Source organism: Mycobacterium sp. E3305 (assembly GCF_001666785.1).
GTDB lineage: Bacteria > Actinomycetota > Actinomycetes > Mycobacteriales > Mycobacteriaceae > Mycobacterium.
This window is the reverse complement of the sequence record NZ_LZJA01000029.1, coordinates 1-8,930: the sequence shown is the minus strand read 5'-3', so window position 1 is coordinate 8,930 and position 8,930 is coordinate 1. Positions and strand designations below refer to the sequence as shown.

The 8,930-nt window shown below is 69.2% G+C and carries 8 protein-coding genes; 5 read left to right on the top strand and 3 right to left on the bottom strand.

All coding sequences use genetic code 11. The annotated features are described in order from the left end of the window. Positions 1–52 precede the first annotated feature (52 nt). The 4 genes from A5701_RS03600 (at position 53) to A5701_RS03585 (ending at position 5,031) form a co-directional block, all read left to right on the top strand. The gene (locus A5701_RS03600; protein WP_067748614.1) at positions 53–403 is read left to right on the top strand and encodes an FkbM family methyltransferase; all 351 of its coding nucleotides are present in this window, start codon (positions 53–55) and stop codon (positions 401–403) included. A gap of 428 nt (positions 404–831) precedes the next feature. Further along, complete coding sequence (locus A5701_RS03595; RefSeq protein ID WP_067748611.1) at positions 832–2,322, top strand: hypothetical protein; 1,491 nt, start codon at positions 832–834, stop codon at positions 2,320–2,322. Positions 2,323–2,331: 9 nt separating this feature from the next. Beyond that, positions 2,332–2,679, top strand: a complete 348-nt coding sequence (locus A5701_RS03590; RefSeq protein WP_067748608.1) for a YbaB/EbfC family nucleoid-associated protein — start codon at positions 2,332–2,334, stop codon at positions 2,677–2,679. Between the two features lie 168 nt (positions 2,680–2,847). Further along, on the top strand, positions 2,848–5,031 hold the full coding sequence (locus A5701_RS03585; RefSeq protein ID WP_067748606.1) for a hypothetical protein: 2,184 nt from the start codon (positions 2,848–2,850) through the stop codon (positions 5,029–5,031). A gap of 109 nt (positions 5,032–5,140) precedes the next feature. Here the strand turns inward: A5701_RS03585 and A5701_RS29180 are convergent, their stop codons facing one another. Then, positions 5,141–6,568, bottom strand: coding sequence for a hypothetical protein (locus tag A5701_RS29180; RefSeq protein WP_082969665.1), 1,428 nt, complete (start codon positions 6,566–6,568; stop codon positions 5,141–5,143). Positions 6,569–6,637: 69 nt separating this feature from the next. Here A5701_RS29180 and A5701_RS03575 point away from each other — a divergent pair, with 69 nt between their 5' ends. Beyond that, positions 6,638–7,210: a TetR/AcrR family transcriptional regulator gene (locus tag A5701_RS03575; RefSeq protein WP_067748603.1), complete on the top strand. Its 573-nt coding sequence runs from the start codon at positions 6,638–6,640 to the stop codon at positions 7,208–7,210. Between the two features lie 29 nt (positions 7,211–7,239). On the opposite strand, the gene A5701_RS03570 is transcribed toward A5701_RS03575, so the two are convergent. Next, positions 7,240–7,947 carry a hypothetical protein gene (locus A5701_RS03570; RefSeq protein WP_067748601.1) on the bottom strand — a complete coding sequence of 236 codons (708 nt, stop codon included), beginning with the start codon at positions 7,945–7,947 and terminating at the stop codon, positions 7,240–7,242. Positions 7,948–8,033: 86 nt separating this feature from the next. Beyond that, positions 8,034–8,930 (bottom strand): type VII secretion integral membrane protein EccD (gene eccD / locus A5701_RS03565; RefSeq protein ID WP_067748597.1); only part of this gene is annotated, 897 nt, incomplete at its 5' end.

The following is an 8,930-nucleotide window of genomic DNA, read 5'->3' as shown; positions in this document are numbered from 1 at the left end:
CGCGTCGCGATGAGCTTTCAGCATCGGAAGCAGCGAACTGCTCTGCCCCGCGTTGCCCGCGACGTTCATCGGCACCGAGGAGGTGGCCCTCCGTCGACTCGATTCCCTGGCGCCCGAGCTCTTGCTGCCCGACGACGTGGCATTCCTCAAGCTCGACGTCCAGGGGTTCGAGAGGCAGGTGATCGCCGGCGGGGAGACAACGGTGCACGATCGCTGCGTCGGAGTGCAGCTCGAGCTCTCGTTCGAGCCCTTGTACGACGGTGGCATGCTCGCCGACGAGGCGATGGACCTGATGCGCTCACTGGGCATGGCGTTGGCCGGATTCGCGCCGTTCTTCTTCGATGTCCGAACCGGGCGACTGCTGCAGGCCGACGGGGTTTTCTTCCGACCGGCCGGGGTGTGACGGTCGGGCGCCGCCTGGCCCGCACGCCGTCGAGAAGGGCGAGGCCGCAACGCCTTCGGGCGGACCAATGCGGCGCAATGTGTGCGCATTGCACCCCGGTACACCACGCATTTTCGAGCCGAAAGTGTGCCAAATCGGTACGGCAAATTGCTGCGCGCGGGCCCTCTTGGGTGAATTAGGATAACTCCGATGGCGGTTGGCGTGCCCCTACACCGCCCGATGACTCGGCGACACGAAAGGGGTGGTCGGTGACTGCACCGCATCCTGCTGTCGACCGCGCCGACTCAGCGGGCAACGCCAGTCTCCTCGCGCCCGCGGGCCACGGTGTCGAACGAGTGACGTTGCGGCACACCTCACCGACACTGCCGCGGCCTCGGCGGTTTTCGATTCGGCCGACGATGACTTCAGCGTAAGGAGAGCCAGCCGATATGCCGCAGACGTTGAAGGTCGAATACGAAGAACTCATGGCGCGGGCCAATGAGATCGAGGCGGCGCTGCCGGCCATCCCGGCCACCAATCCCGCAGCCCCGTGTGCCCTCTCTTTTGTCAACGATGCCGCCACCCAACTCGCGCTTTCCGCCGACTCGATGCGGCTTTACCTCAGGGCGTGCGAGCGGGAGTGGCGGGCGCTGGCGAAATCACTCCGCAACGCCGCCAAAGCCTACGAAGAGGTCGACGAGGGCAGCGCCGAGGCCATCAACGCCGTCGACGGCGGTTCGTCCGCATCGGGGGTCGGCAACGGAAGCGACCGGATGACGGCCAATTGCGACCCGGACGAGGACTTCGGCGGCTACCTGCCCCCGCCCCCACCGCCACCGCCGGCGTTCGAGTACCCCTACTACGAGGTCAGGCAGGCGGCGACGGCCATCGAGTCCGGCGACCAGGGCACCGCCTTCAAAGCGTTCGCGAAGGAGTGGGACAACTTCCAACGAGAATTCCAGAAGGAGACCTACCGTTTCCGGCCGTTCAGCTCGTGGGAGGGCGAGGCATGCGCAGCGGTCGAGTTGAATTTCGAGGCACAACGGCAGTGGATCTACTCGATGGCTCAATTGTGCGTCAGCCTCGGAAACCAGGCCCTGAGAGTCGTCGACGCCCACAAGAAAGCTCGGGTCATGGGCGATCGTCAGACGCATGACTATGACGGAAAGTGGACCGTCGAGGCGGAACACCCCACGAGTTACGAAGTGTCGCAATGTGATTACTGGTACCAGCGGTATGTGACGTCGTATCCGTATTACCTGTACATGGCGGTCAGCTGGTATGAAAGCCTGCAGCAGAAATCGGAGACGTCGCTCAACATGTACATCGCGAACGCGTCGCTGCCGCTGCCGCCGGTGAATCCCAAGGCTCCGCCCGCCGCCACCCGCATTTCGGCGCCCCCCGACCCGAATGCGCCGGGCGACGGAACGATCGATCCGACCATTCCGGGCGGTTGGCCCACCGGCGACGGAACCGGGGCGCCCGCCACCCCCATGACGCCCATGGTGCCGCCGATGCCGGGCGGCGGCATGCCGGGGGCGGCGGACCAGCCGGCCATGGACGCCGCCATGAAAGATGCGTTGAAGGGCAAGCCGGGTCTGCCCGGGGGAGGCGGGGTCAAACCGGCCGGGTTGGGCGGCGGCGGGGCCGGTGTGCCGTCGATGCCATTGCAGCCCGCGGTGGATTCCGAGGCGGCGTCCCGGCCCGCCGGTGCGGCACCCGGTGGCGCGGGCCCGGGCCGCGGAATGCCGGGCGTTGGCGGCGCCGCCGGTGGCGGCATGGGCGGCGGGATGGCGCCGATGGGCGGGCCCGGCCAGAACCAAAACCAGGGCAAGGGCAAACGCGTGCAATCGGACGACGAGTCGCTCTACACCGAGGAACGCGCATGGACCGAGGGCGTCATCGGGAACCGCCCGCGCAAGACAGCACCCGAGAAGTAAGGATCCCAAATGACCGTGGAGATGCACCCCCAGGTGGCAGAGGCGCTGCGGCAGGCGCAGCTGTTCCAGTCGGCGTTGGAGGACCAGCAGCACCGAACGAATACCGAAACGTTCACGGCCACAGACGAATCGAAGACCGTCGAGGCAACCCTCAATGCCCGACTCTGCTTGACCGGTCTCCACATCGAGGACGGCCTGCTGCGCCTGGGAGCCGAAACGGTCGGGGAGCGCGTCAACGAGGCGATCGGCAACGCGCGGGCCGTCGCGACCGCCGCGATCGACGCCGAGGAGGACCGGCTCATCGAGTTGGTCGCCGGCATCGCCGGTTCGCTCAAAGAGACCCTCGGCTTAACCTGAGCGAAACCCGGTGCCGGACAGGGGTTTGAATGCTCCGGACCGGCGGGGACCCACGCTCAATTTGGCGCAGTTGGCTTGGCTGAACCTCGATTACGCTTACTAACCATGATGTCCGGTACCCTCCAGCGGCCGACGCGTTGGCGCATGCCGCCGGCGCAGGAGTAGGCGATGGGCGTCGCGAAGCCGGTCAGCGAGTATGCCGCGCAGATGCTCACCCCGGACGCCTGGCCCGAGGTGGACGAGGACAACTACTACGACCGGGCGCAGCAGTACACCGAGGTGCTGCGGCAGGTCACCGCGGTGTTGGAGACCTGCCAGCACGAGCAGAGCGACATCTTCGACGGAGGATTCTGGTCCGGCGGTGCCGCCGCCGCGGCCAAGAGCGAGCTCGGCACCAACATCGATGAGCTCAAGAAGCTGCAGAACGGCCTGGCGACGGTCATCACCTGGCAGCGGTATGTCGCCGATTCGGTCACCCAGGCCAAATGGGATGTCAGTGACATCGTCGAGGCCGCGCAGACGGAAATCCGCGCCCTCGAGAACGACTCCACCCTGGACGCCGCCGAGCGGACCACCGCGATCAACTCGGTGCTCAGCACCGCCTACGGGGCGAACCTCAGCGTGGTCACCGGCACCGCCGAGCGGATCGTGGCGAGCAAGGCGTGGAAGCCGCCCCACAATGCGCTGCGGGACTTGCTCGATCAGAAGACGCCGCCGCCGGTCACGCTGCCGGACGGTCCATCATCGCCGGCGCCGCCCGTCGAGGAAGACGGTCCGCGGCCCGGCCCCGCGCCACCGGCGCCGGTGACGCCACCGCCGGCGGCGCCCCCGCTGGCGCCCCCCGCGATGCCACCTTCGGCAATGCCCACACCGGGGCCAGGCGCGCAGCCCCCGCCCGGAATGCCGACCGTTCCCGGGCAGGTGCCCGCCCCACCGGCCGTCAAACCCGGCGGGGGTGGCCCCGCCGTGCCTGGCGGCCCGGGCGGTCCCGGCGGTGTACCGGCACCGCCGTCGGCTCCCGCGGCGCCGCTGAGCCCGGCGGCGTCGGCGGAACCGCTCGGCGCGGGCGGACGCGGCAAGGGCATGACGCCGGCGTCGCTGATGTCGCCGTCGGTCGCGCCCCGGACGGAAGAGTCGGCGACGGCCGCGCCCGTCGGCGGGGCCGGCATGCCGGCCGGACTGCCGGGCGCCTCGGGCGGCGGATCGCGCGGTGGCGGCGCCGGGGCGGGCGCAGGTGCTTCGGCGGCGCAGAAGCCGCCAACCGGTTCGGCCAGCACGCGACCCGCGGCCGCCGGCAATCGGCCGGCGCCGGCCCGACCCGCCGCGTCCGCCGGCGACCCGGCATCGACCGAGCGGAGCGACGCGGCGGATGCCGTTGTCGTGACACCAATCATCCCGGTTTCGAAGGCGCGCGCCGAACGCGACGCCATCGCGGACGCAGCCACCGCCGACGCGGCGCGCCGCCAGGCCGATCCGCTGCGATTGGCGCGGCGCATTGCGGCGGCCCTGAACGCACCCGGCGCCAACGGTGCCGGCGAACTCGGATTCTTTTGGGTGACGGCGGTGACCACCGACGGGCAGATCGTGGTGGCCAACAGCTACGGGCTCGCCTACATCCCCGACGGGGTGCAATTACCCGAACAGGTGCAGATGGCCAGCGCCGACGACGCCATTCCCGCCGCGGAACGGGCGCGCTGGGCCACCTACCCGGTGATGGCCGTTCAGGGTTGGGCGCAGCACCACGACCAGAAGCTGCGCGCGGTGATCGCGACCGAGGAGCAGCTGGCCAATTCGGATCCCGGTGCCGCGAAGGTCCTGCTGAAGCCCGACGACATCCCGGACAACGGCGACATGGTCGGTCTATCCCGGCTGGCCGTCGTGGACCCGGAGGCGGCCGACCGGCTGGCCGCCACCACGGACGTCCGGCTGGTCAACCTGTTGCCGCCGGCGCCCGCCGATGCGACCCCGTCGGCAGACAGCCAGCGGGCCCCTGACGAACTGATGGACTCCGACGCCGCAGCTCACCTCGCCGCCTCGCTGGCCGAAGGCAAGATCAGCCTGCAGGAGATGCTGGCGCAGGTGCCGAAATCGGCCGAGGATCCCGCTCCGCCCGTCGACCAGCGGCCGATGCTGTGGTTCGACGTGATGAAGCCGCTGGCCAGCCGCTCCCCCGGGCGGCAGGCCGCGCACCTGCGGGCCTTCCATCGTTACGCCGAGCACGCCCAGGAGGTGCTGGTCGCACAGGCGCACACCGCGGCCGATCCCGTGGCCCAGCGAGCCGCGGTCGCCGATTGGTTGTACTGGAAGCACCTGACCGGGTTGTTGTCGGCGGCGCTCTCCGACGCATCGTGAGTCGGTCGGCGACCCCTCGCTCGGACGAAGAAGCGGGCCTTGGTCCAACATTCCCGGCACCCCTCGGCCGGGAGCGGAGAAGGCCCGCCTTCGTCGGGGCGTCAGCCGATCACCGGGCGTCCTTTGCCTCCGCGACCTCCCTGCGCCGCCGGCCGATCACGCCCTCGGTCCACGGCCGCCGCTCGGTGTAGATCGCCTCCTCGTCGGATTGCGGACGCTTGCCCTTGCCGTTCGGTTGCCCCTGCGCACCGGGGGCGCCCATCGGCGCCCCGCCCATGCCGCCGCCCAATCCGCCACCGCCGCTTGGGATCCCGCGGCCAGGACCCGAGGACCCGGCCGCCGCCCCGGTGGACCGTGGCGGCGCTTCGGCGTCTACCGCGGGTTGCAACGGCATCGACGGCACACCGGTCCCGCCGCCGCCCAGCCCGGCCGGCTTCAGCCCCGGGCCCTTCGACGGGGCGGGCGCCCCCCTCCAAGCGCCCGCCCCGGTCGGGTCGGTGGGCATCGCCGGCGTACCGGTGAACGGCGCACTCGGCATGCCGGTGGGGGTGTTCAGGTACTCGTCGCCGTACGGCAACTCGTCGTATGGGGTGTCGGGATCCGTCTCGTACGAGCCGGGCTCGGGGGGCGGGGCGACGTAGTAGGCGGCGGGGGGCTTGGGCGGATTGATAGGCGCCAACGGCAGCGCCGCCCTCCTCTGGTATTCCGCCAGGACCTCCTCCGACTTCTTCTGCAGCCGCGCGTATTCCTCTTCCAACGCGGGCTTGACGCTGCCTTTCCAATGTTCTGCCGGCAGATGGCCTTGGAAGTACACCCACGCGTCGTCGAGCTCTTTCAGCTGCGCGACGGTGGGATGTTCCGTGACGGCCCAACGGTGCGTCGACACGACGCCTTGCGCCTGGCTGACCATCGTGCCGGACAACGCCGCCATCTGGTCGAGCCATGACCGATGCGAATCGAAGTTGTCTTCAACGGCGTATGTGGCGTCGCCGTACCATTCGACGAACGGCCGGAAACGATAGCGGGCCTCCAGCAGTGTCCGCTGGTGATCGGCCCACGTTCGCGCGAACAGGTCGAGTGAGACGCCCTGATCGAGTTCGGCGATCTCCTCGGCGGCCTGCCGGACCGGGTAGTACGGCGTCGGCTCAATCGACGAAGCCCCAACCTTTTTCGTGTCGCCGAGTGCCACCGGATCGGGACCTTCGCCGGTGACGCCGGGCGCCGCGGCCTGCACCGACGTGCCGTCGTCGATGGCCTCTTGCGAGTTCTCGTCGACCTCCTCGTAGGCCTTCGCGGCGTTGCGCAGCGACTCCGCGAGGCGGCCGCGCTCGCGTACGCCGACCCCCAGGTAGAGCCGCATATTGTCGGCGGACAACGCAAGTTGCGCGACGGCGGCGGTGACCATGGCCAGGGCGCAGGGCGCTTCAGCGTTGTCGGCGGGCTGACCCGGGATCGCGGCCTCCACCTCGTCGGCCCTGGCCATCAGCTCCTGGTACTCCACACTCAGCGTCTGCGGTTGGGTCAGCGTCTGCGTCATCGCGGATCATCTCCTTGGTCGAGGACTGTAGTCAGTCGACTACAGTGCATTCTCCGGTAGTGTAGTCATATGACTACAGACGGCACAAGCCCATCGGACCAGGTGGTTTGCCCCACGGGGCGCGACGAGGTGGTCGCGGCGATCCTGGACAGCGCGAGCCAGTTGTTCGCCGAACGTGGGCCGGCCGCCACGTCGATCCGCGATGTCGCCACTGCGGCGCGGGTCAACCACGGCCTGGTGTTCCGTCATTTCGGCACCAAGGAGAGGCTGGTCGCGGCAGTACTCGATCAGCTGGCGGCCCAGCTGGCCACGCTGATCGAGCGCGGCGCACCGGCGGCAGACGTCGAGGCTGCCGGGCGCCGTCAGTTACGGGTGATCGCGCGGGCGCTCCTGGACGGGTATCAGGCAGGCCGACTGCAGACCAGCTTCCCGGCGGCAGCCAGGCTGCTCGACGACATCAGGCCGGGGCATTGCAGCGACGAGGCGGCACGGCGCGCGGCGGCACACGCGGGCGCGTTGCTCATCGGCTGGCAGATGTTCGAGCCGTTCCTGCGCGCGGCAACGGGACTACGCGAGTTCGGCGAAGACGAGCTGGAGCGGTCCATCGCCGCCGAATCCGCAAGGCTTGCCCGGCCGCGTTGAGGCGCGGTGTGTGCGTTGCCCTCAACCGCTCAGAGTGTGACACCCGACGGCGCAGCCTGCGGGCCGGCCGGCGAGATGGGCTCGGCCGGAACCTTTTCGGCGGTCTCCGCGCCGGGCGCGGCACCGTCGGATTGCGCATCTGGCCGCCCGTCTTCTTCGTCGGCCCGGCGGTCCTCGTCGGTGGGAGCCTGGTCCTTCTTATTGCTGTCGGCGAGTTGCGCGGGAGCGGACCCGGCCCCCTGCATGCCTTGCAGGCTCCCCATCGCGCCCTGCATGCCCTGCATCACGGAACCCAATGGGCCCGTTGCGCCGGCCAGTTCACCGGGCTGAGGCACCGGACTACCGGGCTGCGGGGACGGCTTGGCGGGGCTGGGCTCGTCGCCATCGTTCGGCTTGTCCGCCTCGGGTTTGACTCCGGGTGAACCGCTCGCAGGTTCTTTCGCGGATGAGAGGAACTGAACCTGGGTCAGGTGGTCTCCGAGCCTCTCGTCGGTGTCGGCGTACATCGCGGCCGCGGCCGCGATGCTCGATCCCGTCTTGGTCAGTGCGGCTTTGACCGCAGGCAACCCGTCGGTCACCGGTGATTCGATGATCGGCAATGTCGCATTGATGGCCGCCGAGACGGCATCCGTGCCCGGCGCCACGATGGGCGCCGGCGGCGTGGGAAATGGCAATTGTTGCAGCGTGTTTCCCGCGTTCTCCAAGCGGGACGGTTCGACGACCAATGGCTCGATCATCAGTCGATCTCCTCTGCCCACTTGCGATTACGAGAATCTTACCCAACCCGCCGCCGCTCGAACCGCGGCAATTTCTACCCGCCTCGTCAGAATTGGATGTTGCGGACGATGTCGTAGACGCCCGTTATCCACAACAGCATTGGCAGGATGGCGGCGACCAAAACCCCGTCGAGCAGTTCCAGGACGCGCTTCATGACCGGTGAGATCCGGCGGATCCCCACGGTCGCACCGACGACCGCGAGCGCGACCACGCTCGTGGCCGAAAGGATGGTCAGGAAAAGCCATGCGGTGTTTGGATACCAGAGGCTCAACCGGGCGGTCACCCCGATCGGAATGGCGACGGTCGCCGCCAGCAGCGCCCACGCGCACCAGCGTTCCGCGTACAGGCGCGACCTGAATCCGCATGCGGCGGTGACCAAACCGGCGACCACCAGGCTGTGCACGAAGAAGTGTCCGCGCACGACGATCGCGACGACACCGACCGCCAGCACCAAAGTCCCGGCCGTGACGAATCCGATCAGCAGTCGTTTGGCAAGCTCGCTGCGTTCGGTGAGGCGTGCGGCCGAGCTCGGTACCGAGGCGATGATGGCCTGCCACGTCCTCGCCTCTTTGTCGTCGCTGAGCTCTTGGCCCGCAACGGGTTCGAGCAGCTCGTCGTGCTCGACGGCCTCGCCGGGCGCGGGGATCGGCGGAAGCGCGATCCGGGCGACCGCGACGGTCAGCTTGGCCGCATTGGTGACGGTGAAGAGCCCGAACACGATGGCACCGGCCGGCACCCAATGCTGCCAGCCATAACCGAAGGCGACGGCGGCGGCGGTCACGGCAATGGAGGTGACGGCGACGAACGACGCGATCTCGGAACGACGGCGTGGGCCGCCGCGGGTCAACAGTGTCAAGAACAGCACCACCGCCGCCGCACCGGCGAGCTGTGGTGCCCCGAGCGGGGCCGCTCCACGGGGCGCCGGAATGGCCAGCGCCACAGC